The organism is Argonema antarcticum A004/B2, assembly GCF_023333585.1.
Classification (GTDB): Bacteria; Cyanobacteriota; Cyanobacteriia; order Cyanobacteriales; family Aerosakkonemataceae; genus Argonema; species Argonema antarcticum.
The window spans coordinates 1-26,419 of sequence record NZ_JAIQZN010000017.1; the positions used below are offsets into that span (position 1 = coordinate 1).

The window sequence follows — 26,419 nt, forward strand, 5'->3', positions numbered from 1 at the left end:
CTCTCATGGAGTAATCCAGTAAGGTCTCAGGTAGATTACCTGTTGATAGGCGCTAGGTGGAAGCTCAGTAATGGGTGCAGCCGAGGCGTACTAATCGACCGAGGGCTTGACCTCAATTATTTAACGTTGCTGTGCAGTCTTCAGGGCTCTGCCCTCACAGTTTTCCTGGTGCTTTTGGCGCGGTGGAACCACGCCGACCCATCCCGAACTCGGTGGTGAAACGCTGCTGCGGCGAAGATACTTGGTGGGTAACTGCCTGGGAAAATAGCTCGGTGCCAGGTTAATATTCATAGCAAAAGCTCTCTTTCTTAATCCAGGAAGAGAGCTTTTGATTTATTTGTAAGCTAATGACTAGCGGCTGTTATATTTCAATCCCTGATAGGGATTAGCACTTCGTTGCTCCCCACTAACTAAGAGAAGTTAATTTATTGCAAACTGTAAATATGTATTGACTTTTCTGCTTATTTCTACTATTTTAGCGGTTAGACTAAGCAGAATAAATTTTTACACAAAAAAATAATGATGAAATTTAAACAATTTTCACTATTAGGGTTGGGTGCGCTTTTGCCATTAAGCTTTGGTTGCTTACTAGCTGATGCAGCAATGGGTAGAGATGTATACGTCTGGATTCCAGATAGAAACAGCACACAAGCTGTTCCTGCACAGTTGTATTCTAACGGCAGACCTGTTGAATCTAGAGGCAGAGTAAATCTTCCTATCCGCGTAATTCGTACAGAGCCTTTTTTCGACCAGCCTAATAGTAGTTATGCAGCAGAGGTGCCTTTTTGCCGGATGGAGGGAAGAACCACCATAACACTGTGCAATGCAGCATCAATCACGCAGCAACTACAGTCTTCGGCTCAATCTTCCAGATGCAACCCTTTATCCAGCTTTGGGCCAGATGAGTGTCTTGATCCTGAACAGCGAAGGATGCGGGAAAACCTTTACTTTCCACAACCAGGCGAATAGTTATTTTCAATAACCCATTTACTTTTAAGTTCCCAAAAACGTTTTCTGTGCTATTGCTTATGCTAATAAATAGAAAAGCTGCGGAAATCAGCGAGTATGTACGAGCGATAGCGTTGTTTTTGCCTTAATATACAAGATTGTAACCTAGAGGTCAGCTTGTGGATGCTATTCTGGAACGATCGCGCCAACTCAAACAAGATTTAATCGAATTTGTCCTTGAGGCGGAAGGAGACTTGGCGGTAGCGCTGGAGTCTTACTTTGCTGTCAATGCAAAATCTCAAGACAATCGCTATGATGCTGCTGACGAGAAAAACCTGCTAATTGATACCTTTATCACTGAGGGGAAAGTCGGGGATAAGACACCGCTGGATTTGTTTTTGGAAAGTCAGCCAGAATTATCAGAAAGCGATCGCACTCTTCTCAACAACTGGCGACGCAGCTTTCTTGGCTTATTTGCTGTTACCCAAATTCTACCAGATGGCTTTGAGCTAATAAACTGGCTTACAGCCAAGAATTATATTGTCAAGCCAAACGACCCCCGCACACTAGAGGAAATGGCTTCGTTTAAATTAGGAGAAATTTTACTCACCCGCATTTCTCCTGTTAGCGATAGCTACTGGATGTTTTCTGGCCCTTGTTCGCCAATGGGTAATTTAGGCAAACCTAAATTGGCAGTAGCAATTGGTAACTTTAAGCAGAACCACAAGAAACATCTTTACAGCGATGCTCCCGAATTGCTAGAGCAAGCGTGGCAGTCTGTAGAGCAATTTCATCAGGACTTTGTTGACTTTTTCGGCAGCGATGAACTGATTATGCCGGGTTATCAGCTAAACAAAAAGCTGAGTGAATTTCAAGAAGTAATGACTAAGCGAAGGCTGGCAGCAGCAGGTATTGATGATTCTAAATCGCTGGAAGAAATAGCTAAAGAAGCTGGCATTTCAGAAGAAGAAATTAAAGCTGCGGCTGAAGAAGCTGGTGCTGATTCAAAAACAGTTTCCCAATTATTTGGCAAAAAGGGAAATACAAAAATGATGATGCCCAAAGTTGAGTTGCCTGACAACCTGAAAAAAGCTGAAGAAGTGACAGTTCTCGCTCATCCCCGCTGGGGACAGATGTTTCTGCCGACTTATACTAAGTTTAAGGGAATTTTAGAAGCAGAAGATTGGCAAAGTATCCCTAATGCTGAAAAACTAATTCGCCACTACTTAGAAGAACCTACAATTAATGTTTTCATTTGGCATCGGTTAGCGGAACAGTACCCAGTTCAGTTGGCAAAGGTGTTGGAAGGAGTTTTAGGGCGTCCGAATTTTAGTCTGGAAAGCAATTTAGACAGTTTGCTTCAGGAATTTAATAAACCACTGGAACCAGAATTACCAGAAATTGCGAGTGTTCCCGAACATTTGCACAATCTGTTTCAAGAAGCTGTGGCAGAAGTTAACAAATCTAAGTCTAAACCCAAAGCGCCAAAAAAGGAAGCCACAGGGTTTGGAAAATAGAATTTACTGAGAATTTCAGATTTTAGATTTCAAATTTAAAATTTTTGGTTAATGGTTCGCTATGTAGTGCTTTCGCGCCGCGTGCTGAGTTGATTAGGAAATCTGAAATCTAAAATTTGAAAGCTTTACCAATCAGTGTACTTTAACCAACTTCATAAATTTTCAATTGGATGTGTGGCTTCAGTTTAAAAGTGGTAACCTGTCGATTATTACTGAGAAATCCGTCTTAATACTAACCATATTATCTGGAGTTATAATCGGGACATGGACAAAGATGCACCAGATGTTTAGTTTGCGATCGCGCAAGTATTTTAAGATTGAATAATAAAGTCCTTCACAGACGAATTTACCGGCGTCGTGACTAATCTCTGTTACTTTTAAATCTGCAATTAATTGCTCGATATTTACCCAAGTTTTAATCATATCCTTTGCTGAGGTAGCATTAGATTCCACAGTGAGTTGTTGGCGTGACTCTGCCATGCCACAGCAGATGATAATATCGGGGTTGATTGAGTCTATTTGGGCGATCGCACGAGTGCTTGCTTGCTGAACATCAACCGGCAATTGCCTCAAAAAAGTTAAAGATGGCGATGTGGCAACGGGAGGATTCCTATGTGTACTTTTGGCAAATTCTATCAATAAATCATCAGATGAATTAGACTTTTGATGGGGTAGCCAGGTGGTAAATGATGTCAGCAGGATTTTTTTAGTCATATACAACTAAAATGGAGACAGTCATCAAGACTCAATAAGGGGAATGGATCGATGTCACTTATCGCTGTTGTGGATTACGACATGGGGAATCTGCACTCAGTCTGCAAAGGGTTGGAGAAAGCTGGTGCAATCCCTAAGATAACTGATTCTCCAAGAGATATCGAGCAGGCGGATGCAGTGGTGTTGCCGGGAGTGGGATCTTTCGACCCAGCTGTGCAACAATTGCGATCGCGCGGTTTAGTCGAACCAATCAAACAGGCTCTAGCTTCCGGCAAACCTTTCTTAGGCATTTGCCTGGGTCTACAAATTTTATTCGATCGTAGCGAAGAAGGCAATGAACCTGGTTTAGGCATTATCCCCGGTATTGTGCGACGGTTTCGCGCCGAACCCGGACTCACAATTCCCCATATGGGTTGGAATCAACTGGAGTTTACCCAACCAAATGTGTCACTTTGGCAAGGTTTGTCTTCTGAGTCTTGGGTTTATTTCGTCCATTCCTACTATGTTGACCCAGTTGACCCCAAAGTTTGCGCCGCTACTGTGACCCACGGCAGTCAAAAAGTGACAGCTGCAATTGCCCGAAATAACTTAATGGCAGTCCAATTTCACCCCGAAAAATCTTCTACTACTGGGTTACAAATTCTGTCTAATTTCGTGGTGCAAGTACAAAGTCCTGTTCTCGTCTAGTGAAAATAGCAGGAGTAGAAATAGTAATAGTAGGGGCGAAGCATTCGGGTAGAAAATCTATCGCCTACCCCTATATTTTATGCCCGAATGCTTCGCCTGTAGAAGCTAAAAAGGCATCAGTAAGTATTACTGAATCCTGTTCTATCAATAGTTTCTAATAGGGAATTACAAGTAGTTGACCGGGAATAATTTGGCGAGGATTGTCCCCAATTACATCGCGATTTGCCCGGTAAATTCGAGGCCAATCGAATGGATTTCCGTAGTAACTCTTGGCTATCCGCGTCAAAGTGTCTCCAGTTTGAACAGTGTATAAGTCGGGAATGACAAGTTGTTGATCGGGAACAATTGTATTGGTATCAAGCCCAATTAATTTACGATTCGCTTCGTAAATTGGTTTCCAATTACGAGTTCCGTAGAACATTTCGGCTATCTGCGCCAGAGTGTCTCCTTTTTTGACAATGTATGTCTGAGTCATAAATAAGTTTTTCCCGATTTGTGATGGACTAACCAATAAGATATTTAAGCTTGTGAAGTTGGCAGCAAATATTAATATTTTTTTCGTTTCTGTTATGAGTCTGAGAATTTACGGTAATCGCCAATTGAAAACTTTGCCTGGTCAAGCCACCCGACCTACTTTAGCACGAGTGCGGGAGGCTGTTTTTAACATTTGGCAAGGCACAATTGAAGATTGTCGGTGGCTAGATTTGTGTGCGGGTACAGGATCGATGGGTGCGGAGGCTTTGTGTCGGGGTGCTAGTTATGTGGTGGGAATTGAAAAATCAAGTCGCGCCTGTGCTATTGTACAACAAAACTGGCAGCAGGTAGTCCAAACCGGACAGATTTTTGAGGTGTTGCGAGGAGATGTTGTGCAGCGATTGAAAATGCTGGAAGGAAAGAAGTTCGATCGCATTTATTTCGATCCGCCTTACGCCAGCGATTTGTATGAGTCGGTGTTGGATGCGATCGCACAATATCACCTCCTAGATGAAGACGGTGAGATCGCAGTAGAACACAGTCCAGATTTATGGAATGTGGAAGAGATTCCCTCCTTGGAAGTTTGCCGCCAAAAAGTTTATGGGAATACGGCTTTAAGGTTTTATTGTCAGAATTAGTATAGCAACCGCCAGGGCGATTAAGCCAACTCCAACTGTTACATGAAGTCCATAATCCCTTACGGAGTAACCTCTTCCCTCTTCCCTCTTCCCTAGCCCCTAGCCCCTAGCCCCTAGTCCCTAGCTATAATTTAAAGGGAACCTCACCCCCCATCGGATTGGGAGAGAACACCCGCCAGCGTCAAAAAAATGGTGGCGTCAATGGGGCAGCGCATTGAGCAATTAGAACAACAGGCTGGACGGGCGCTAGAGCAAAAGTTTTCGGTCTACTGATTTTCCTTACCTTCCGATGCTAACCAGTAAACCGCGTAGGGTTCCTCTAATTTTTGGTCAGTTTGCTCCAGCACCCTTCTCAAATAATCGCGCAGGCGATCGCAATTTTCCCCATTAAGGCGATAAGTTTGATTATCTTCTTTATCAAACAGTTTTTTACCCCTAAGCGCCAGGAAGTCAGGATTTTGCCACGAATCCTGACTCAGCAGGTTCGCATCTGATTCAGAAGGAATGAGACTAGGCGGAAGATCTCCCTCCAGAAGGGCCAAAATACGTCCTTGGCAAGCAAGGGTATTAATCCCCTTGCGCTCCAGTAAGTGCATAATTTTCCCTACAGAGAGCGGTTCTTTCCCAAATACCCGTAGAAGTTCCATCAGCAAAAAATAATCACTATATTGTTGCCTAGATTCATCAAATACTTGAGGATAGAGAGGTAAAGTTGCCAGTCCCACCGCAACCCTTGGGATTTGGGATTTGGGATTTGGGATTTTAGATTCTGACTCCTGTAGAGACAACTTATGAGTTACCCCTACAACTCCTGACTCATGGATAATTTTAGCGTTGGGGAGTTTTTGGAGCAGCCAATTGTTTACGCTCGGTAACAAGGCAGTTCCACCACTACAAATGGCTTGACTAATTGCTTCTACTGGTATACCCAGCAGTGCTAGTTGGGTGTTCAGTTCCCGATTCAGGCGTTGAATAAAAGGCGTAAAAACACGGTTTTCCAAATCTTGCCGCCGCAAAACCCAACGGTATGCACCGATTTCTAATGTGAAACTGTCTTGATGCGGCAATGTCAGCTTCACATATTGTGCCGATTCCAACAGAGTTTGTCCAAAGGTAGAACTTTCTAATCTCTGTTGTAAAAGGTAGCGAGTTGGCAAATCTGGTTCACCCGGTAGTGGCAAGTTTAAATCAATACTAAGTAATTTATCTTGAGTGCTGAGTGAATAACCAAATTCAGGATTCAAAAGCAACTGACAGATAATATCTTGGTCGAGGTAAGAGCCTGCATAAGCAAAACTACGGAGGTTAAAGTCAGCGTAAGTTAGATCCTGGATATCCGTAGGTAAATCCACTAAAGCTAGTTCTGTCGTAGTAGCTCCAGTGTGGAGTATCAAGGTAGCACCTCGCCGATCGAATTTTGGATATGTCGGTTGGAAGTCCTCAGCGATCGGTTCTTTTTTATTTTCTATTAACAAATCGGAAGAGAGTTCGGCAAGCAAGGATGCGATCGCTTCCTCAACAAAGCAAATGCGATCGGGACTCGCCACCAAAGAAGTCGCCAAGATGCTTTCGCGCACGTTGAAACGGTAAGCTTCGGGCCAGTAAGCGGGACAGCTGACGATCGCGCCAGCCAGCTGGGAGAGGGCAAAACGAAGCGTTTCCGGCTCTAAACCAACTGCTGCGATCTTATACTGAGAATTAACGCTTAAAAATGAAGTATCTTTTGCTAATTTCAGATTTGAGATTTCAGATTGTTCAATTTGCTCTCCCAATTCTGAAATCTGCAATTCCTTGGGATTTAAGGTAGCTAGTAGTCCTTCCAGTATTTGACTTATCTCTTTGAGCGTCGCTGTGGTTGCACCAGACAGCTGCAACACAGGCTCCCACTTATCCGTTTCGGCACAATAGTAGGTCAGACCAACTTTTAAGTATGGCTTAAAGTTCCGCAGTAACGTACCCTCGGAAACCATAACTGGTAAGCGAAAGGTAGGCTCGGTTGAATCCCTCTCTCCTGTGTATACCCAGCCAATTGGATACAGCTGGCGAGTTGAGCGATTTAACAAGGCAGCGGAAATCCCTGTTGTACCCACGTCAATTCCCAAGTACCAAATCGGAGGGAGTGAGGGAGGGAGTGGGGGAAGGGGCTGAGGGAGTATTGCTTGGGCAGGAGTGCTACTGTATGGGTATGAGCGTGTGTGGGTACGATCGCCTGCTCCACTGTTCGTAGTTTGTTCACTAGCCGCTAGTTTTTTTTTTCCTGTTCTTGATTCTCTGTAGAGATCGATCGTTGATCTAAATCAAGATCTGCATCTGAATTTTCGGTAATTTTTTCGAGTGATTCCCCAAAAAGATCGTCAAATTCAGCCAAAATTTCGTCTGGTATCGTACAAGGAATTTCTTCTCTTCTAACAGCATCGCCTGGATTTAAGTCTATTTCCGGTTCTAGTTGTTCGATCTGAGGATGAGACTCGATCTGTAATTCAGATTTCGTTTCATCAGATGCTGTTTCTACTTGCTGTTCAAAGCTCAATGGTGATTCGGCGATTTCTTCATCAGTTTTTCCATCACCAGAAAAGTTCTTGTATCCATCTTCACGACTGGGGAGATAAGCTGAGGCTGTCGGAATCGGCTCCTGATTGAGATCGATTTCTGTATTTTCGATCGAGTTACGCTTTGAATCATCCCTTGCCTGCAAAACATCCCCTTGTTCTTTTATATATTGCGAATCAACACCCTCAAGCGTAGAAAGATCTTCGCTCAACTGCTCTAACATATTCTTAGCGAGCCAAATATCTAGATTGGACTTACCCTCTAGCTCACCTGTTGGCAGCAAATCTTCATCTGGCGATGCTGGTAGGAAACTTCCTGCTTCCAGACTGGGGCTTTCTCCTACTCCAAGTTCGGCCATTTCTGGTGCTAGAGGCCCTTCATCTCCCAGAAAATCAGCTTCTGACAGGGGTGTAGCCTCTATTAAATCAGTCAGAGCTGCTATTGTTTCAAAGTTTTCTAGGTTCCTGCTTTCTCTGATATTATCCAGAGAGTTTTGAGTAGAAGAAAGAATTTCTCCCGATCCCAAGGAAAGAAGTTTCTCACTGCTGTCAAAGCTTTGGTCAGTTCGATCGTTTAGCCCAAAATCTACTTCATTTTCTGGATCTACCGTTCCATAATAAGCTTCCCTCAACTGAGGTGCATCTTCGAGACGGCACGCTGGAGGAGCGCTTTGAGCAATGTCAAGAAGGTTAAATTCTCGATCTGCACGACGATCGATGAGGCTTTCTTGATTAAGATCTTCGGCAGGATAGCTTTCATCACTAGCAGAATTAGTATTATCGCCTATAGCTCCAACTTCTTGTTTGGTGGGGAGTTGCTCCCACATCATCATTGACGGAACGATTAGTTCAGCGCCAGCATAAGGTAACGGTAGCTCCGAAGTAGCGATCGCGTTTTGCGTTTGATCTGGTATTACCTGCCTTGGCGCTAACTCTACTTCCTCCCCCGACAAAGCGCTATCCTGCTCGGACGAAATATTTTCAGTCGTCTGCTGGCTTGTTTCCGTCTCAGACAGCGATCCCCAAGCTTTTTGCTTTAGTTCGGCTTGTAGTTGCGAAGCATAATTTTGTCGCTGTTGCTCCAGTTGCTGAATTTGGGCCACCAAAACTTGCCGCTGCTGCTGTAAAGCTTCTAAATCTGCTTGGCATTGCTCCGTCAGAGAAGTCAACGTCGTAGCCTTTTCGTAGAACGTTCGCAGATACCCCATCTCCTCCACAACTGCTTGCAAAATCTGCTGAGGCGTCTTTTGTCGATTCAAGTCAGCTTCAACTGACTGAAATTGGAGCGCTGATGGAGCCTGCACAAATGGCATTTCACCAACCAGTTTTGCCCCTTGCGTTTGGGCTACCTCAACTTCGCCTCTGGAAGCCAACTGTTGCTGGAGAGTCTGAAGACTGCTGCGAACTCGTTCTAAAACCCGACGTTGTTTGGCATTAGCTCCTGAATTAAACCAACCCAGGCTAAATTTTCGGCTTTTGCCAAGTGCGTCGTCAATCTCTGCGATCGCTGCCTGAATTTTATCCGTCTGAAACGTCACGATGGAACCCCTGCCACTCTTGATTTTTTCAGCAGCTTAAGTGCAAATGCGCCCTACCAAACTGTCAATTTATGCCCGTGAGAAGTATACATAAAAAAGTTAGCTCTTAAGTAAGTACGATCCTATCAGTTTTATGGTACTTAAGTATACTCAAAGCTTACGGGACTTCTCACCACCATCTAACCACGGTATAGCAGGAGACACAAAAGGAGTTAAAATTGGACTCCTGAGCAAAATAGAACTCCTAAAGTAGTGGGCTGCCGAAAGGATAGGGCTTTCTTGCGCCGGTATTTTAAGAATATCGCAAAGCCGATCGTCACGTGATGCTAGACAAAGTGTATGCTAGGAACAGCAAGAATAGACAGCATAATCAAAATTAACGAGTGCTTTCTATCCCATGAGGTTATACAATACCTTCCAGTCACGCTCAGTTAAGCTTGGTATGGCAACAAGATTGAACGTTTTGGGTGCCACCCTTGTAAATCCAAGGTGAGTCTGCCTTATAAAAGTTTATAACGACCTGCGGAAGGCGGGTTGCTGCCTGTGGACGCTGTGTAAGACCATCATCGGGTTTAGTCCCGAACACTCGCAAGAGAGTTCCTACGGTGGCAACAGCGGATGAGACGGGAAATTCCAAAGACGAATAAAACCGTCCTAAGTTCTTGTTCTAGTTGGAAGCCCCAACTATAGCAAAGCTTAGTTGGGGTACTTCACTAGATACTGTTAACGACAGAATGGCCTCATGCAAGACCGAGTACCTCCTCGCGAAACGAATACAAATGTGAATACACTAATTCGCTCTACTCCTTTTTTTACAGGTTTACCAGAGTCGGCTGTCGAAAAAGCGACAGCCCACCTAGTCAGTCGCAACCATCCGGCAAATCAGGTGATTTTGCTGGAGAATGATTGGGGTAGTTCGGTTTACTTTATATTACAGGGTTGGGTGAAGATTCGCACCTATAACCTAGATGGGAAAGAAGTAACGCTGAACATCTTGGGAACGGGAGAGATTTTTGGCGAAATGGCGGCACTTGATGAGGTGCCCCGCTCTACGGACGTGATTACTCTGGCTCCTACGATAATTGGCAACCTACCCGCTCAGGATTTTGTTAATTTGATTTACACGGAGCCGATGGCGGGAGTCCGTCTGGCACAGTTGATGGGGCGACGCTTGCGTCAAGTGAATCGCCGACTCCGCTTGCGGGAATCCGATAGTATGTCGCGGGTGGCAGATACTTTACTATTTTTGGCCGATGGGCAGGGTAAGCGCACGACAGAGGGTACTGAAATTCCAAATTTACCGCACCGGGAATTGAGCAGTCTGAGCGGATTGGCACGGGAGACGGTGACGCGAGTGCTGACGAAGATGGAGAAAAAGAGCTTGATCAAGCGGGAACCGGATATGCTTCGCATTCCCGATGTGAATGCTTTAGAACGTCTGATAATTTAACGTAATGCCACGAAAGCAAAGCAGAAGTTCTTCGTTGAGCTAATTTGAAAGTGGGAAGATTTTGGAGGTCTAGATGGGTTTTCAGAAAATCCTTGTTGCGCTAGACTACTCGCCTTTAAGCAAGGCTGTTTTCGATCGGGCTTTGGATTTAGCAAAAGCAAATGGTGCCAGTCTAAGGCTTCTACATTGCCTGACAAACGAGACGATCGGCGAACCGATGGGGCCGATGCCTGTGGAGATGGGTTTTTATCCAGAGTTTGCAGGTTATACCTATCGATCGGACCCTCTGCTGACGGAAAAACGGCTGGAAGAGGCGCAGGCTATGCTGCGAAGCTACTGCGAAACAGCGAACAAGCAGGGAGTGGCGACGGACTTTGATTGCCAGGTTGGTGAAGCTAGCCTGTGTATATGTGAAGCCGCTCAAAACTGGGGAGCAGATTTGCTGGCGCTAGGACGGCGGGGTAGGACGGGATTAACAGAAGCTTTAATGGGCAGTGTAAGTAATTATGTAATGCACCATGCTGCCTGCTCGGTTTTGATAATTCAAGCGGTGAATACGGAATCGGGCGATAGCCAACCCTTAGTGTGAGGAAAAGGTAAGAGCGGCATACCCTATGCGATCGCATACTAAAGTAGATCTGCTAAGCTGCTTGGCACCTAAATTTTACAGTCAATTTAATGAAATTCTTGTGGGATGGGCGTCTCGCCCGTCCCTAACTACAACTTAGATGCGCGACAGCTTACCTTTTGGGATTTATAGCAACCGCCTTGGCGGTTAGGACATTCTCAATTCCACCAAACCCTTGATTAGACCCTTCTTCCCCTAGCCCCTAGCCCCTAATACATGAGTGAGTCTTTTGAAGAGAGCCCTGAATCGGCTGCCAGAGAGCCTGTAGCCTCTTCTGCTTCCAATCCTCATCTGTCCGAGCCAAAAGTTCGGGCCGAAGCCCCTTTGGTGCTGGTGGAAACCGCTTTTTTAGCCAGTACCGCCAGTTTGATTTGGCTGGTTAACTACTATTTTCCCCTTGGCCCATTGTTGCGAATATTTTTCCCAGTGCCTATTGCCTTGCTATACCTGCGGTGGGGCAAGCGAGCGGCTTGGATGGCAGCTTTGGTTTCGGGATTGCTGCTATCGGTGCTGATGGGCCCACCGCGCAGCATTCAGTTTTTGATCCCCTATGGTTTGTTGGGAGTTCTGCTGGGGGCTTGTTGGCGACGCCAAACCGGCTGGGCTGTATCTATATGCTTAGGTACGCTTTTGGGAACCATTGGATTCTTTTTTCGCTTTTGGCTGGTTTCAATTCTGCTGGGCGAAGATGTGTGGGTTTATCTAATCACGCAAGTGACGCAGATGTTGGAATGGGTATTTCTGAAACTGGGGTTACTTATAGAGCCAAGTTTAGTGGCGATTCAGGTATTCGCAGTGGGGATGGTACTTCTGAGTAACCTGGTTTATCTGTTAGTCGTACATTTGGCCGCATGGCTGCTATTAGAACGCCTGGGTAATCCAATTCCTCAGCCTCCAAATTGGATACAAGTCCTCCTGGATTACGAAGAGTAAGTCAAAAGAAAATTGGTCATTAGTCAGTGGTCAGTGGTCAGTGGTCAGTGGTCAGTGGTCAGTGGTCAGTGGTCAGTGGTCAGTGGTCAGTGGTCAGTGGTCATTAGTCAGTGGTCAGTGGTCAGTGGTCAGTGGTCAGTGGTCAGTTGTCAGTTGTCAGTGGTAATTAATTATTTTTTGACTTTTGACTTTTGACTTTTCTAGCCCCTAAATTTAGCCAATGATTAAAATTTACACGCAGGTGGAGAAGGGAAACGAGTGGCTGCGGCAATATCGAGGTCGCCAGCCAGTGTTTGCTTGCGTGTTGGGATTTACAGAAACCGGCTCGATCCCTGGTATTTCTGCCGCCGGACGCACTCCCCTAGACCGCCAATTTACTGCTTTAGCAGATGCAGAATTTTTGTACAGTGGCCCCGTATCTAAGCCCAAATATCCCTTGCCACCCCTACACGAGGGTGCCTCGCCGGTACTGATTTCCCGTGCGGTAGTTGAAGCGCTTTCACTGCCACTCTATCTGTTTAATGCTGGTTTGCCCCAGCCGCCGTCTGTACCGACGATCGATCTAGGAGGTAGGGCCGCTCGCTGTCTGAGTTCGGGTAAGGCCCTCCGACTGGAAACGGTACGCCATTTGTGGGAGGAGGGGTTAATTTGGGGCGAAAAGCTAGCGGCTGTAAGCGATTCTGGCTTCATAGTTTTAGGGGAGTGCGTGGTGGGGGGAACCACCACCGCACTAGCTGTTTTAACTGGCTTAGGCGTTCCCGCTGCGGGGAAGGTTAACAGCAGCCATCCCACTTGCAATCATGACCAAAAGTGGGCTCTGGTGCAGGCCGGATTAGAAAGTGCCAGACTTGGAAGCGTGGGAGATTGGCAAAGTGATGCCCAGACAGAAATTCCCAATCCAAAATCCAAAATCCAAAATCCAAAATCGATCGATCCCCTACAAGTAGTCGCCGCCGTGGGAGACCCGATGCAAGTGGCGGTAGCTGGGATGGCTATCGCCGCCTCGCGCACCTGTGGCGTCATGCTTGCCGGTGGAACGCAAATGCTGGCTGTTTATGCTTTGATTCAGGCAATAGCCAAAGAATATTCCTTGGTTTGGGAACCGGAACAAATCGTCGTGGGAACAACCCGCTGGGTGGTAGAAGATCCTAGCGGCGACACGGTTGGATTAGCGCAAATTGTTGGCTCTGTACCCCTACTGGCAACTCAGCTGAGTTTTGCCACTTCTCGTTACGGAAAGCTGCAAGCCTATGAACAGGGATACGTGAAAGAAGGTATGGGAGCTGGTGCTTGTGCGATCGCAGCTCATCTATACGCAGGCTGGAAGCAAACCGAACTTCTCCAAGCCATAGAAGCATTAGTAGAGCGATACTGCGCCTAATAAAGATGAAATTAGGCTAAACAGCCCTTTTAATGGACTCTTTGAGCCAGTAACTGTTCTTCCAATGCAGCGATGCGATTGTACGCTGCTGTTAGTTGTGCCGTTAGTCGCTGGATTTGAATTTCTGGTGCCAACTCTTTTTCGCGGTTGTGAGAACCAGTGTCTACATAGCTGTTATCTGCCAGCACATCCTTATGTGCCATTGCAGAATCCATTCTGCTCCCTTTATAGGGATAGCGTGCATCACTGAGCTTCCAAGCCGAGGAATCAGTGCTAGATCCTGTCGTCCGCCTTGTTTCAGAGACAACCTCGGATATTTGGCTAGTTAGCTGCTCCACCATTTGGTAGAGTGCATCAACTTTATTATTCACAGCGACGACTTGATTTCGTATGGATTCCATTCCAATCCCCAATTTTACTAATTTATTATTTCATCCTATGCAACAAATAGTTTAACTCTCTCTAACAATAGAATCATTTAATTTTTGAAGCAGATTACCTGAACAAACACTTCTATCTATTGTCAAAAAACTTCAAACTCTATCGCTGGGCTGAATAGGAGAATATTACTATCCTCCCCTGCTAACAATTATGGCGCGGTTTTTCTGACTATTTGCAGAAATTACGCTACCAACTTAAGCCGGGACAGTCTCGCCCTCACCCGCCCAAGAAGGGTCCCAGATGAAACAGGAAGTTTTTGTTAATGAATGTTAGCAAAAATCGAACGGAATAAGATTTCCCCCCAAGATGGGGGGCAGGGGCAAAGGGGGGCAACAATGTCCCAGCTTAAGTTGGTAGCTGCTAGGTAAACTAGGAAGTGTAGTGACCCAAATTTTTTTTGAGGACTGGAAAATGAATGCAATTACTCACCTGCTGGGGCATCGTATCACAGAACAACTTTATGCAGGCGATCGCACTCTAGTATATCGGGGTTTTCGAGAGAGCGATGCCGAAGACGGCTCGGCGTTGCGCCTACGCACTCCCGTCGTCATCAAACTGCTGCGAAACGAATACCCCAACTTCAGTGAATTGGTGCAGTTTCGCAACCAATATACCATTGCCAAAAATCTCAACCTCCCCAGTATTGTTAAACCCCTCGATTTAGTACCTTACAAAAACGCCTATGCTTTGATAATGGAGGACTTTGGAGGAGTCTCCCTGTCTACTTATCTCAAGGTAGCGACAGATCAAAACCAACCCTCTAAATCTTTATCTTTAGAAAACTTTCTAGACCTAGCTCTGCAACTAGCTGACATTCTCCACTATCTCTACCAAAACCGAGTTATTCATAAAGATATCAAACCCGCCAATATCCTCATTAACCCAGATAACAAACAAATCAAACTGATTGACTTCAGTATTTCTTCCCTGCTTCCCCGCGAAACCCAAGAAATCCAGAATCCCAACATCCTCGAAGGAACATTAGCCTATCTTTCCCCAGAACAGACAGGAAGAATGAATCGAGGCATTGACTATCGTAGCGACTTTTATTCCCTCGGTGTTACCTTCTATGAATTATTCACAAGACAGTTACCCTTCGTGTCAGACGACCCAATGGAGTTAGTGCATTGTCATCTAGCCAAACAGCCCATTCCGGCACATCAAATTCAGCCAAAAGTTCCTTTACTTTTATCCAAAATTGTCAGTAAACTGATGGCAAAAAATGCAGAAAATCGCTATCAAAGTGCATTAGGATTGAAACACGATTTAGAAATTTGCCTCGCTCAATTACAAGAAACGAGTAACATTGAGACGTTTGTATTAGGAACGCGGGATATTACAGACCGTTTCCTCATCCCCGAAAAGCTATATGGCAGAGAAACTGAAGTTGATAATTTATTAGCGGTCTTTGAACGAGTCAGCCAAGGCAGCACAGAAATGATGCTCGTAGCAGGGTTTTCTGGCATCGGCAAAACCGCAGTGGTGAATGAAGTTCATAAGCCGATTGTTCGTCAGCGCGGTTATTTTATTAAAGGCAAATACGACCAATTTCAGCGGAATATTCCCTTCTCGGCTTTTGTGCAAGCCTTTCGGGATTTGATGGGTCAGTTGCTATCAGAATCAGATCCTCAGTTACAAATCTGGAAAACCAGAATTTTATCAGCAGTTGGAGACAATGGACAAGTGCTGATCGAAGTCATTCCTGAATTAGAGCGCATCATTGGTAGTCAACCTTCTGCACCAGAACTGTCAGGAAGTGCGGCACAAAATCGCTTCAATCTGCTGATGCAAAAGTTTGTGCAAGTGTTTACCACAGCAGAACATCCCTTAGTGATGTTTTTGGACGATTTACAATGGGCGGATGGCGCATCTTTGAAGTTATTACAACTGTTGATGGAGGATACGGGGCATTTATTGGTGTTGGGTGCTTATCGGGATAATGAAGTGTCGCCCGTTCACCCCTTTATCCTGACAGTAGATGAAATTGTCAAGTCTGGGGCGACGGTGAATACGATTACGCTGCAACCGTTGAGTTTAGCGGATATGAATCAGTTGGTAGCGGATACGCTGAATTGCGATTTGCCCCTGGCTCAACCTTTGACAGAATTAGTGTATAAAAAAACTCAAGGTAATCCCTTCTTTGCCACCCAGTTCCTCAAGGCATTACATGACGATGGGCTAATTAAATTTTACCCCCCTCAGTCCCTCCTTGGTAAGGAAACTCAAGGGGGGTGGCAATGCGATATTGCTCAAGTCAAAGCTTTAGCTATTACCGATGATGTCGTCGAATTTATGGCACTGCAATTGCAGAAGCTACCGACGCACACTCAAGAAGTTCTCAAATTAGCTGCTTGTATTGGAGCGCAGTTTGATATAAATACGCTGGCGATCGTGGGTGAGACGTCGCCTGAAGAAACAGCAGCAGTTCTCTGGAAATCTTTACAAGAAGGTTTCATTCTTCCCACTACGGAAATCTATAAATTCTTCATTCAAACAGATTCTCCATCTGCCATCGAGTCTTCTGCAAACCCAACTTATAAATTCTTACACGATCGCGTCCAACAAGCCGCCTATTCCCTGATTCCAGATTCGCAGAAAAAAGCAACCCATCTCAAAATCGGACAATTGCTTCTACAAAATTCCTCTGAAATACAGCAAGAGGAAAAACTATTTGATATTGTCAGGCATTTGAACCAAGGAGAAGAGTTAATTACTCAACAAAGTGAACGGGAAACTTTAGCTAAACTTAACTTAAAAGCCGGACAGAAGGCTAGAAATTCTACAGCATACTCTGCGGCAAATATCTATCTACAAACGGGAATTGAGCTACTGACAGTCAACTGCTGGCAAACTCAATATGAATTGACCATAAATCTTTATGTTGCTGCTGCCGAAGCCGCCTATTTGAATGCCGATCTTGACTGCATGGAACAGATGGCAGCACTGGTGTTACAAGAAGCTCAGACGATTTTAGACAAAATCAAAATTTACAAAATTCAAATCGTCGCACAGACAGCCCAGAGCAAGATGTTAGAAGCCATTGCAATAGCCAGAGATGCCTTGGGGCAATTGGGGGTTGAACTCCCCACTGCACCTGACGAAGCCAAAATTAGTAAAGCGCTACAGACTCTAGCCAGCCAACAAAGCGGCAGAGGGATTGAGGAACTAATCGATCTACCTGTAATGAGCGATCGCCAAACTCAGGCAGCCATGCAACTGTTAGGAATGTTATTTGCAACTGTCTTCCAGGGAATGCCCGGATTAATGCCTATACTGAGCGCGACGATGGTTAGTTTATCGCTCCAGTATGGGAATACACCCGCATCAACGGCGGGGTATGCAATTCACGGTATGGTACTCTGTGCCTTTTTAGAAGAAGTGGAAACGGGCTATAGCTTTGGGCGATTGTCACTGAACTTGCTTGACGGATTTAATGTGCGGGAATTCAAGTGTACAGTTCTACTTCTTTTTGGCGGCTTTATTCAGCATCGTCAGGAATCTCTGAGGGCAATGATGCTGACAGTTAAAGATGGCTATGCGGCTGGTATGGAAACGGGTGATTTTCTCAACGCTGGCTACTGCATGATCAATTACTTCAATGCCAACCTTTTTGGTGGGGTAGAATTGGACACTTGGGAGCCAGAAATAGCAGGTTACAGGGCTGTCTTAGTGCAGACAAAACAATATTCTGCCCGGACTTATTTGGATATGGCGCAGCAGGCAGTGCAGAACTTGAGGGAAACTCGTATTCTGTCGGATTGCTTAATTGGTGATGCCTACGATGAAACGGTGATGATTCCTAAGCATCATCGGGACAACGATCTTACTTCGATCGCCTTTGCTTACATCTACAAACTTCTCCTTGCCTACTTTTTTGGCAATTATACGGCTGCTCTAGAGCATAGCGCCCAAGCCAAACAATATTTGATGGCAGTATCAGCTATGATTTTTATTCCCATTTTTCATTTCTATGCCGCCCTCACCCACCTAGCACTTTTCCCCACACAGCCAGAAATTGAGCAAGCTGAAATTCTCGCTCAGGTGGAAACTCATCAAACCACTTTGCACCAATGGGCGCAAAATGCTCCGATGAATCATCTGCATAAATGGTATTTAGTTGAGGCAGAAAAACAACGGGTTTTGGGCAATAAAGCCGAAGCAATAGATTTGTACGATCGCGCCATCTCCCTCGCTAAAGAAAATCAATTCCTCAACGAAGAAGCACTAGCTAATGAACTGGCGGCAAAGTTTTACCTAGAATGGGGTAAAGAAAAATTTGCCCAAATTTATGCGATCGAGGCTTACTATGCCTACAGTCGTTGGGGAGCAAAAGCTAAAGTCACTGATTTAGAACAACGTTATCCTCAACTCCTCGCTCCCATCCTTCAGCAATCTCGTTCCTCTACATCCTTCAAGGGAACGATCGCTCTGGGAACGATCGCTTCTACCCGTTCTTCTAGCAGCGTCTCTGAAGCTCTAGATTTGGCTACTCTACTCAAAGCCTCTCAAGCTATTTCTGGGGAAATTGAACTAGATAAACTACTGACTACTCTGCTAAAAATAGTCATTACGAATGCTGGGGCAGATAAGTGTGTCTTACTGCTAAAACAAGATAGGGAGTTACAGGTAGTAGCCCTGGTAGAAGAGGGACAGGAACCTGCGCTATTACCACCGATGCCTTTACAATCAAGTCAGGATGTGGCGATTAGTTTGGTGAATACTGTTAAGCGGAGTTTGAAACCTCTGGTACTTGCCGATGCTAGGATAAATCCTCAGTTTGCAAGCGATCGCTATATCGAACAGCACCAGCCGAAAAGTGTTCTTTGCACTCCAATTCTCAATCAAGGCAAGTTGATCGGAATTTTATATCTGGAAAATAACTTGACGGTGGAGGCATTTACGAGCGATCGGGTTGAAGTGCTGAATCTTATTTGCGCTCAAGCTGCTATTTCCTTGGAAAATGCCCGTCTTTATCAAGAATCCCAACAAGCCTTTACTGACCTCAAACAGGCACAAGTAAAAATAGTCCAAAGTGAAAAAATGTCGGCATTGGGTAATTTAGTAGCTGGGGTAGCCCATGAAATTAACAACCCCGTTGGCTTTCTTAGTGGTAACATCACTCCTGCTTTAGATTATATCAATGATTTGTTTGGATTAATCGATCTATTTCAGCAAGAATATCCTAATTATAGTGCGGCAATTCAAGAGGAAATTGAAGCGATCGACCTCGATTATATCAGGGAAGACTTACCAAAGTTAGTGGGTTCTATGCACGAAGGCGTGACGCGAATCAAAGCTATTAGCACCAGTCTTCGGATCTTTTCGCGGGGCGATAGCGATCGCCCCGTTTCTTTCAATATCCATGACGGCCTCGACAGCACAATTATGATCCTCAAACATCGCCTCAAAGCCAATGACACGCGCCCAGAGATTCGGGTCATCAAGAAATACGGTGATTTGCCGAAAGTAGAGGGTTATGCAGGACAGATAAATCAAGTATTTATGAATTTGTTGGCTAATGCGATCGATGCTTTAGATGAATCCAACCAAGGGCGTATTTATGCCGAAATCGCCAATCAAATTACGATAAAAACAGCGTTATCTCCAGACCAAAAACAAGTAATGATTTACATAAAAGATAATGGTGTGGGCATGAGTGAAGCGGTGCGAGAGAAGATTTTTGATGATTTATTTACTACCAAAGGAGTAGGGAAAGGAACGGGTTTGGGATTGGCGATCGCTCGTCAAATCGTGGTGGAGAAACACTCTGGTACGCTAGAAGTGAACTCAACTTTAGGTCAAGGTGCAGAGTTTGCGATCTCAATTCCGGTGAAGGCCAATGTTGCATTTATAGAATCGCAGAAGTGATAAGATACTAACATACATTCATTGGTTAAAATTTTACCGCAGATGAAGAGATGATGAACGCAGATCAACGCAGATAAGAATAAGAACAAGAACAGATTTTTTTTTGTAAACGATGCGTAAGGACACGATCTCATTCAGTCGCAAAGCGGTATAATAATTTGGCATACTAGAAACAAAAAAACAAAAATCCTTGCATCCAAAATATAAAATTAAATGAAACGACGGTCTTTTTTAGTTGGCAGCAGTGCGTTGGCTGTTTCAGGGCTACTCTCAGGGTGTAGCGGTCAGCAACAGGCAATTCTGAAAGTCAGATTGCTGAAAGATTCGATCCCAGCCCAGCTGTTAAATGAATTTCGTAAAGAACTCCAACAATCAGCTGGGTTGGATTTCGCAGCGGAAACTCAGTTTAAAGATTTATTTGCCCAACTGCAAAATTGGCAGGAGAAACCAAAGGCGAATAATTGGTGGTCAAACATACCGCTACCTTTTGGGAAAGAAAGGGCGATTCCGATTGCAGACTTGGTAACTTTGGGTGATTACTGGTTAACCCAGGCGATCGCAAAAAAGCTGATTCAACCCCTAGACCCAAAACAGCTCGATCTATGGCCCCAACTGCCGCAACGCTGGCAAGAACTGGTAAGGCGCAACGACCAAGGCAAACCAGACCCGAAAGGAAAAATTTGGGGCGCACCCTATCGCTGGGGTAGCACGGTAATTGCGTATCGTCGGGATAAATTCGAGTCGAATGGCTGGAAGCCGCCTACTGATTGGGCCGATCTATGGCGAAAGGAATTTAGCTCTAGCATTTCTTTACTCGACCAACCGCGTGAAGTCATCGGCTTAACCTTAAAAAAACTCGGTCATTCCTACAATAGCGATCGACTAGACAAAATTCCCAACTTAAAACAGGAACTCCTAGCGCTACACCAGCAAGCCAAATTCTACAGTTCCGATGCCTACCTGCAACCTTTGATATTGGGAGATACCTATCTAGCAGTTGGTTGGTCTACCGACGTTCTGCCCGCCATGCAGCGTTATCGTAACATTGCAGCCGTGGTTCCCCAGTCTGGCACCGCACTGTGGACAGACTTGTGGGTACGCCCCGCCGGTGCCAATACTAGCCCCGATTTACTCCAACAGTGGATTGATTTCTGTTGGCAACCGGATACTGCGCGTTTACTATCTCGTTTTACCCAAGCAGCCTCGCCCATTTTAGCTGGCAAGAACCTAGCTGAATTCGCCAATACAGACAGAAATCGGGTGGTATTGCCAACAGCAGAAATTGTGCAAAACAGCGAATTCCTGCTTTCCCTTTCCCAAAAGACTCTCCAAGAATACCAATCCCTATGGAGAGAAATTCGCTTTCAGGGGTTAGGAGTTCGCGATCGATCGAGCAATGAAAAAGGCTAGGGGGGAATTTTAGATTTTAGATTTTGGATTTTAGATTGGTCATTGGTCGAATCGCACGCTTGATAAGCGACTGGTGTTTAGACTATTGTAATCCAGGTGCGATAGTCTAAACTCCAGGGCGTTGACCCTAACCAATTGTAATTAGGGCTTGCTGAATAAGTCTACAGAACGAATCCAGAGGCTAAAGGGCTTGAAAAATATGGGGTTCGTCGCCCAGTTCCCCAATGGGAGCAAACTATTTCCCCAAAAAAGGCAAGGGTTTTGAGCCAAAATATCTAAAAAACTTGCACTTGCTTACGCAAAAAAGGCTCAAAACCCTTACCTGTATTATCTTCTACATTTTTTCAACAAGTCCTAATTATTTTTGTTAATTTTTACCCTACAACTAAAGTCGCGGCTTGCGCGTACAAAGCCCGCCTACGCGGGCTTCAAGAAAAAGGAGGTAGTTAACCCGGATTTGGTATAATATCATATCCGGTGGCATCGGTTGCCTAAAAAATTCCCCCTCTTATCTGTGTTCATCTGTGTTCATCTGTCTTTATCTGTGGTAAAAATTTAACCACCGATGAATCGGTGTTCTAGCCCCTAAAATTTAGTCGCAGACGGTCTTTGAAAACCCTCCCTGCCGATCGTATCGATCCAAAGATTGCAGGTTGCTGGGCTAACACTGAAATTACAAGTGTAAGTGGCTAAAACCCCCCGTTGCTGATTTAGAACGCGAAGATTGTAGCCGTAATCTCTGCTAACTGCACCAAAGTGGTTAACAAATTCATAGCGTTCCAGATAATCGAGTAAAGTCCATACTTGCCGATTCACTATAATAGTTACCCGACGCTCATCTTGACAAACCAACCAGGTATCGAGGAGTTGACCGCCAAACCGTTCTGAAGCCCACCAAAGACTAGGATTTGTCACACCAGTCTGGGAAATGGTATTTTCAGTAATGATATTTCGGCACCTGTTTCTTTGAGGGGTAGTAGTGCGATCTGACGGTGTTTGTGCCAGCAATATCTGAGATGATAAGAGGAAAAAGGCAAAAGGCAAAAGACAAAAAATAAACGTCTTCTTTCTTTTTACTTTCATGGTTAAATTTTATTCCCAAAGACGCCGACCGGCCTCTCTGTTAAGACGCTCGTGGGCGTCTTCCAAGAGGGCTGGAATATCCAACTTTTCTGGGCAGCGGGGCAGACAGTCGCCGCAAGAAGTGCAGCGATTTCCTTTCATACCCCAAAACCAATGTCCAGCGTTTTCAAACATTCCGTAGCGGTATTTAGCATATTCTGTCATGTCGTAAGCGACAGCCATATTCCGCAAGCGAAGGACTTCGGGAATGTTGATATTTTCTGGGCAAGGAAGGCAGGCATAGCATTGGCTGCACTTGTCTGTTGCCAAGACATTGGTTTGATGAGTTTGCAAACGTTCTAAAACTTCTAATTCCAGGGTTGTGAGCGGGAAATCGCTGTCTGCAACCTTCAAAGGCTCAATTAGTTCGGCTGGGTTGGCGGCACCCAGGCTGAGGGTGGTAATTCGACGATCGCTTAATAGAAACCGATAGTTTAGCTCCAAGGGTGACAGTGGATGGCATAAATCTTTGAGAGTTGGGGGCGGTGTGTAAAGAAGTCCTCCTTTATCAGCTGGTGAGATGATGAACACACCCATATCCTTTTGGTGAGCAAGTTCAACAGCTGCGGCATTTCTTTGAAAGAAATAGTAATAATGCAGATTGACAAATTCAAATAAATCTGTATTTATTGCCGCCAGAATTAGTTCCAAGGAGCCGTGGGTGGAAAAGCCAAAGTGTCGGACTTTCCCATCGGCAATAGCTTGCTGTACTGCTTTGATGGAGCCGTTTTGTACCCAGTCTAGGTGCGATCGCGTATTCAAGCCATGTATTGCCAGACAGTCTATATAATCTAGTTTCAGGCGGTCTAGGGACTCATCGATCGACTGAGACACGGTTTTGGGGTCAGCTGTGGGTGGGATCTTTGTAGTGATATAGAGTTGCGATCGCGGCACCCCTAAGCCATATTTTAATGCTGCGCCCAGATACTCCTCACTTTTGCCATATCCCCTAGCAGTCTCCAAGTGATTGATACCCAGCGCCACAGCCTGCTGTAGAGTCTGCCGCGCATTTTCTTCGGAATCCAAATAGCGCATAGTCCCCAGGGAAAACACCGAGAGGCGCAAATTCGTTTTGCCAAACTTTCGGTATTGCATTTAGCTGAAGCCGCCCCGCTCGATAAAATCCTCTGGTCTGATTTTATCGACAAATGCTCGAAACGCTTGCCGTTCAGCCTCATCAGCGTCCCGATCCACAGGTATGGAAGCATCGGCAATCACCTCTTCCATCACCCAGATGGGACTGCGGGTGCGGAGGGCGAGAGCGATCGCATCGCTAGGACGAGCATCAATATCTTTTTTGACATCTCCATGTCGGACTGTCAAAATGGCGTAAAATGTATTGTCCTGTAGAGAATGAATGATAATCCGGTCTAGAGTCATTCCCCAGGCTTCTAAAAGATTGACAAACAAGTCATGGGTGAGGGGCCGAGGAGGCGTTTGGTTTTCCAGCGCACCAATAATTGACTTAGCCTGATCCTGACCAATATAAATCGGCAGAGCTCTTCGGTCTGTCGAATCTTTCAGAAGCACAATTGGGCTGCGTGTGATTGCATCCAGTGCAATTCCAGCGACTCTCATTTCAATCATTGGCTTGGCCTCTAGAATACCTTGGGCAAAGAGTGGTTAAACTAAAAGGATAAACTGGTACTCAGCAGCTTTGGGCAAGTACCAATGTACTTATGTTTTTTCAGAGTAATCGATTGACAAAATCTTGGCTCTCAAGACCAGGTTAAGTCAACCAAAGCGGTTTAATAGAATCGTCTTTATATCCCAGTATGCCCTGACTTGACGCCGATCCTAACTAGAGATCGGGAATTCGATCAAAAAGTTAGACTTTCGATCTGGCTAGATAGTTGCATTGGGGACTAGATAAAGCAAACTGTGCAAAAAGCGATTATTTATAGCTAAAAACCAGTGTTTACAGGATTAATCGAAAGTTTAGGCACAATTGAACTGCAAGGAAACGATAATTTACGGATAACTTGCGCTGGCAATACCGCAGACCAGATTTTGCCGGATCTCGCCATTGGCGATAGCGTCGCGGTGGACGGGGTTTGTCTAACGGTGGTGGAGATTTTGCCGGTAGGATTTGTAGCCGCTGCTTCCAGAGAAACCTTACAGCGGACGACCCTGGAACAGAGACACTCGGAGGATGCTTGGGTAAATTTAGAGACTGCTGTGCGGGTTGGCAGCAAGCTAGGCGGTCATTTTGTTATGGGTCATGTGGATGGAATCGGTTGCGTGCAAGCAGTAGAACAAACGACAAATTCTTGGGAGATTGGTTTTACAGCGCCTGAGTCGATCGCCCGTTATATTGTCCCTAAAGGCAGTATTGCTGTCAACGGTGTCAGCTTGACTGTGGCGGATTGTGACTTGGCGGGCACTTGGTTTAAAGTGGCTGTGATTCCCCATTCTTTTGCCCAAACGAATCTCTATTATCTTAAGACGGGTAGTTTAGTAAATTTAGAAGGCGATATTTTGGGTAAATATATCGAAAAATTGCTCCGTTCGGGTTCGGGCGGCGTGGCGGCGACTAACGATGAGATTACACCTGGATTTTTGATAGAACACGGCTATTTTTAGTTAATATGGATTACCTAAATGTTGGCTACAGATGTAGAGTCAATTCATGAATTGACATACAAAGACGGGCTTTCCTGCCCATCCCACAAGAAGTTCAGAAAAACTGACTATCAAATTAGATGCGTAGCAGCTTATCAATCTACATCCCATATTCCCCACCCTGGGGTTCCCTAAAAAAATCCTCTCTTATCTGCGTTTATCTGTCTACCCTACGGTCAGGCTACGCCAACATCTGCGGTAAAATTTTAACCTCCGATGACAACAGATTCCACTCTTTAGCTCCGCCAGACCAAACTTTACATCGTCAGTCTAATTGGTGTTGGAAGGTTGCGAGTTAGGTAATGGTACTTCAGGTGAGTCGGAATTAATTGACTGAGCTTTAGGAATTATAGCTTCAGGTAATTGAGAGTTTGTTTCATGGCTTTCAGGAACAGTAATTTCTGGTAATTGAGAGTTAGTTTCCTGAATTTTAGAAACAGGTATTTCTGGTAATTGAGAGTTTGTTTCATGGCTTTCAGGAACAGTAATTTCTGGTAATTGAGAGTTAGTTTCCTGAATTTCAGAAACAGGTATTTCTGGTAATTGAGAGTTAGTTTCCTGAATTTCAGAAACAGGTATTTCCGGCGATCGAGAGTAAGTTTCCTGAATTTTAGGAACAGGGATTTCAGATGGTTGAATATTAGGTATCTCGCGCTCAGGTGGCTGGGTGTTAGCTTGAGGCTGTTGAGGTTTTTTGTCAGCCTTTGGTTCCTTAATCGCTTGAGCAGTTTTAAAGATTTTGACCAATTGAGCCAAGCTATACTCTAGTTGAGCGCGTGGGTCTATAGCGATCCAGCCTTCCCGTGTTTGCTCCCGAACTTCAAAGTGGAGGTGAGGGCCAGTCGAGTTGCCGGTGCTACCAACGCGCCCGATCGCAGTTCCCGGCTCCACCCACTCTCCTGGCTGGACTAAAATTTCTGAGAGGTGATTGTAGCGGGTTTCTTGAGTGTCGTTGTTGTGACGGAGGACAACCGACAAGCCGTAACCGCCTAAGAAGTCTGCGATCGCTACCTTGCCAGCATGAGCGGCCAAAACAGGCGTTCCCATTGGCGCACCTAAGTCTGTCCCGGCGTGGAAACGGCGATCGCCGCTGATCGGATGAATTCGCCAGCCAAACACAGAGGTAATTTCGGCAGGAATAGCCAATGGAAAGATTATTGGTAGATTGCTGTTGCCCACTTCTGCTTCTGATGGCTGCCCTTGCTTATAGTAGTAGGTCAATGCTGGATTGGGGAGAGTTTCATTGCCTCTGATCTCGCTATTAATCGCGCTTTCGCTGGGAGTGCTACGACCTTTAAAACTACCTTGTTTGCCCAGACCAATATTTCTGGGACTGATATTTATCGGATTAATATTTACTTTTCCAATTGCCGCCACGTTTACATCTCGACGCCGGGATTTCCAGGTAGTTCGATCGGCAAGAGGAAGACGTTTTTTCTGATAAGAACGGGGCAAATCGTCGCTTTGTTGGGTCTGGGGCAAACGGCTGATTCGATAGG

General features: G+C 45.3%; 22 protein-coding genes and 2 rRNA genes. 14 read left to right on the forward strand and 10 right to left on the reverse strand.

What is annotated here, in order from left to right:
- The 4 genes from LAY57_RS09955 to LAY57_RS09970 form a co-directional block, all read left to right on the forward strand.
- Positions 1–114, forward strand: a 23S ribosomal RNA gene (locus LAY57_RS09955); the annotation flags it as partial.
- A gap of 50 nt (positions 115–164) precedes the next feature.
- Positions 165–281: ribosomal RNA gene (gene rrf, locus LAY57_RS09960) — 5S ribosomal RNA — on the forward strand.
- A 238-nt stretch (positions 282–519) separates the two neighbouring features.
- Positions 520–969, forward strand: coding sequence for a hypothetical protein (locus LAY57_RS09965; RefSeq protein WP_249066269.1), 450 nt, complete (start codon positions 520–522; stop codon positions 967–969).
- 158 nt (positions 970–1,127) lie between these two features.
- Positions 1,128–2,465, forward strand: coding sequence for a DUF7986 domain-containing protein (locus tag LAY57_RS09970; protein WP_249066270.1), 1,338 nt, complete (start codon positions 1,128–1,130; stop codon positions 2,463–2,465).
- Between the two features lie 180 nt (positions 2,466–2,645).
- Here LAY57_RS09970 and LAY57_RS09975 read toward each other — a convergent pair whose 3' ends face one another.
- The gene (locus tag LAY57_RS09975) at positions 2,646–3,179 is read right to left on the reverse strand and encodes a pyroglutamyl-peptidase I family protein (RefSeq protein WP_249066271.1); all 534 of its coding nucleotides are present in this window, start codon (positions 3,177–3,179) and stop codon (positions 2,646–2,648) included.
- Positions 3,180–3,230: 51 nt separating this feature from the next.
- Here LAY57_RS09975 and hisH point away from each other — a divergent pair, with 51 nt between their 5' ends.
- Complete coding sequence (gene hisH, locus LAY57_RS09980) at positions 3,231–3,866, forward strand: imidazole glycerol phosphate synthase subunit HisH (RefSeq protein WP_249066272.1); 636 nt, start codon at positions 3,231–3,233, stop codon at positions 3,864–3,866.
- 154 nt (positions 3,867–4,020) lie between these two features.
- Here hisH and LAY57_RS09985 read toward each other — a convergent pair whose 3' ends face one another.
- Entirely contained in the window at positions 4,021–4,341 is a 321-nt protein-coding gene (locus tag LAY57_RS09985; protein WP_249066273.1) for a LysM peptidoglycan-binding domain-containing protein, read from the reverse strand.
- A 94-nt stretch (positions 4,342–4,435) separates the two neighbouring features.
- On the opposite strand from LAY57_RS09985, the gene rsmD reads away from it, so the two are divergent.
- Positions 4,436–4,978, forward strand: coding sequence for a 16S rRNA (guanine(966)-N(2))-methyltransferase RsmD (gene rsmD / locus LAY57_RS09990; protein ID WP_249066341.1), 543 nt, complete (start codon positions 4,436–4,438; stop codon positions 4,976–4,978).
- A 266-nt stretch (positions 4,979–5,244) separates the two neighbouring features.
- Here the strand turns inward: rsmD and LAY57_RS09995 are convergent, their stop codons facing one another.
- Genes LAY57_RS09995 through LAY57_RS10005 form a run of 3 tightly spaced genes read right to left on the reverse strand, consistent with a single transcriptional unit; the run spans position 5,245 to position 9,065 of the window.
- Complete coding sequence (locus LAY57_RS09995; RefSeq protein ID WP_249066274.1) at positions 5,245–7,041, reverse strand: hypothetical protein; 1,797 nt, start codon at positions 7,039–7,041, stop codon at positions 5,245–5,247.
- A complete protein-coding gene (locus LAY57_RS10000; protein ID WP_249066275.1) occupies positions 7,035–7,214 on the reverse strand; it encodes a hypothetical protein in 180 nt (59 codons plus the stop codon). The genes LAY57_RS09995 and LAY57_RS10000 overlap by 7 nt, the downstream gene beginning before the upstream one ends.
- Positions 7,215–7,220: 6 nt before the next feature.
- The gene (locus LAY57_RS10005; protein ID WP_249066276.1) at positions 7,221–9,065 is read right to left on the reverse strand and encodes a hypothetical protein; all 1,845 of its coding nucleotides are present in this window, start codon (positions 9,063–9,065) and stop codon (positions 7,221–7,223) included.
- A 742-nt stretch (positions 9,066–9,807) separates the two neighbouring features.
- On the opposite strand from LAY57_RS10005, the gene LAY57_RS10010 reads away from it, so the two are divergent.
- The 5 genes from LAY57_RS10010 to cobT all read left to right on the forward strand — a co-directional run bounded on the left by LAY57_RS10010 (position 9,808) and on the right by cobT (position 13,457).
- Complete coding sequence (locus LAY57_RS10010) at positions 9,808–10,515, forward strand: Crp/Fnr family transcriptional regulator (protein WP_249066277.1); 708 nt, start codon at positions 9,808–9,810, stop codon at positions 10,513–10,515.
- A 73-nt stretch (positions 10,516–10,588) separates the two neighbouring features.
- Positions 10,589–11,104, forward strand: coding sequence for a universal stress protein (locus tag LAY57_RS10015; protein ID WP_249066278.1), 516 nt, complete (start codon positions 10,589–10,591; stop codon positions 11,102–11,104).
- Positions 11,105–11,359: 255 nt separating this feature from the next.
- The gene (locus tag LAY57_RS10020; RefSeq protein WP_249066279.1) at positions 11,360–12,076 is read left to right on the forward strand and encodes a DUF2232 domain-containing protein; all 717 of its coding nucleotides are present in this window, start codon (positions 11,360–11,362) and stop codon (positions 12,074–12,076) included.
- A 61-nt stretch (positions 12,077–12,137) separates the two neighbouring features.
- Positions 12,138–12,242: a hypothetical protein gene (locus tag LAY57_RS36465; protein ID WP_420839078.1), complete on the forward strand. Its 105-nt coding sequence runs from the start codon at positions 12,138–12,140 to the stop codon at positions 12,240–12,242.
- A 54-nt stretch (positions 12,243–12,296) separates the two neighbouring features.
- Positions 12,297–13,457, forward strand: coding sequence for a nicotinate mononucleotide-dependent phosphoribosyltransferase CobT (cobT, locus tag LAY57_RS10030; protein WP_249066281.1), 1,161 nt, complete (start codon positions 12,297–12,299; stop codon positions 13,455–13,457).
- A 29-nt stretch (positions 13,458–13,486) separates the two neighbouring features.
- On the opposite strand, the gene LAY57_RS10035 is transcribed toward cobT, so the two are convergent.
- Entirely contained in the window at positions 13,487–13,858 is a 372-nt protein-coding gene (locus LAY57_RS10035) for a hypothetical protein (RefSeq protein WP_249066282.1), read from the reverse strand.
- Positions 13,859–14,309: 451 nt separating this feature from the next.
- On the opposite strand from LAY57_RS10035, the gene LAY57_RS10040 reads away from it, so the two are divergent.
- Together LAY57_RS10040 and LAY57_RS10045 are read left to right on the forward strand one after the other, a co-directional pair.
- Positions 14,310–19,766, forward strand: a complete 5,457-nt coding sequence (locus LAY57_RS10040; RefSeq protein WP_249066342.1) for a trifunctional serine/threonine-protein kinase/ATP-binding protein/sensor histidine kinase — start codon at positions 14,310–14,312, stop codon at positions 19,764–19,766.
- A 213-nt stretch (positions 19,767–19,979) separates the two neighbouring features.
- Positions 19,980–21,176: an extracellular solute-binding protein gene (locus tag LAY57_RS10045; protein ID WP_249066283.1), complete on the forward strand. Its 1,197-nt coding sequence runs from the start codon at positions 19,980–19,982 to the stop codon at positions 21,174–21,176.
- Between the two features lie 585 nt (positions 21,177–21,761).
- Here LAY57_RS10045 and LAY57_RS10050 read toward each other — a convergent pair.
- Genes LAY57_RS10050 through LAY57_RS10060 form a run of 3 tightly spaced genes read right to left on the reverse strand, consistent with a single transcriptional unit; the run spans position 21,762 to position 23,885 of the window.
- Positions 21,762–22,259 (reverse strand): hypothetical protein, encoded by a 498-nt coding sequence (locus LAY57_RS10050; protein WP_249066284.1) that lies wholly within the window; start codon positions 22,257–22,259, stop codon positions 21,762–21,764.
- Positions 22,260–22,268: 9 nt separating this feature from the next.
- The gene (locus LAY57_RS10055) at positions 22,269–23,393 is read right to left on the reverse strand and encodes an aldo/keto reductase (protein ID WP_249066285.1); all 1,125 of its coding nucleotides are present in this window, start codon (positions 23,391–23,393) and stop codon (positions 22,269–22,271) included.
- Complete coding sequence (locus LAY57_RS10060) at positions 23,394–23,885, reverse strand: bifunctional nuclease family protein (RefSeq protein ID WP_249066286.1); 492 nt, start codon at positions 23,883–23,885, stop codon at positions 23,394–23,396. It lies immediately after the preceding gene.
- 327 nt (positions 23,886–24,212) lie between these two features.
- Here LAY57_RS10060 and LAY57_RS10065 point away from each other — a divergent pair, with 327 nt between their 5' ends.
- The gene (locus LAY57_RS10065; protein WP_249066287.1) at positions 24,213–24,881 is read left to right on the forward strand and encodes a riboflavin synthase; all 669 of its coding nucleotides are present in this window, start codon (positions 24,213–24,215) and stop codon (positions 24,879–24,881) included.
- 309 nt (positions 24,882–25,190) lie between these two features.
- On the opposite strand, the gene LAY57_RS10070 is transcribed toward LAY57_RS10065, so the two are convergent.
- On the reverse strand, positions 25,191–26,419 hold a 1,229-nt coding region (locus LAY57_RS10070), incomplete at its 5' end, for a M23 family metallopeptidase (protein WP_249066288.1).